Source organism: Haladaptatus sp. AB618 (genome assembly GCF_024136965.1).
GTDB lineage: Archaea > Halobacteriota > Halobacteria > Halobacteriales > Haladaptataceae > Haladaptatus.
Genome location: NZ_JAMYJX010000030.1, coordinates 1 through 455 on the forward strand (window position 1 = coordinate 1; position 455 = coordinate 455).

The following is a 455-nucleotide window of genomic DNA, read 5'->3' on the forward strand; positions in this document are numbered from 1 at the left end:
GTACCGATTATCGGCACGGTGGGCCGTTACCCCACCGTCTACCTAATCGGCCGCAGCCACATCCTATAGCGCCGGAGCGTTTCCGGCTCCCTGCAGTTCCAGCAGGGGAGCGTTATTCAGTATTAGCCTCAGTTTCCCGAGAGTATTCTGATCTATAGGGCAGTTTGGCCACGTGTTACTGAGCTTTCCGCTACGAGTCTAAGCTCGTACAACTAGCATGGCTAAATCGAACTCCAATAGCAATGGCCTCCGGCAGGATCAACCGGAATGGTTGCCGAGCATAACTGCTCGGTGGGTCTGGCGGAAGCATGCTAATGCATGTATAGTGTCGCATATACGTTGGTCCGTCAGTTCGACGACCCCGAACCAAGTAACTGGACGGGTGTCACCGAACTGCCAGGGCTAACATCAGATTCCATCGTATACGGCTGACCGCAGGGGTGGAATCCTCATTT

Annotated in this window: 1 rRNA gene; it reads right to left on the bottom strand. The window is 54.3% G+C overall.

Annotation, left to right across the window (positions count from 1 at the left end):
* A 16S ribosomal RNA gene (locus tag NKF26_RS23965) occupies window positions 1–269 on the bottom strand; the annotation flags it as partial.
* Between the last annotated feature and the right edge of the window lie 186 nt (window positions 270–455).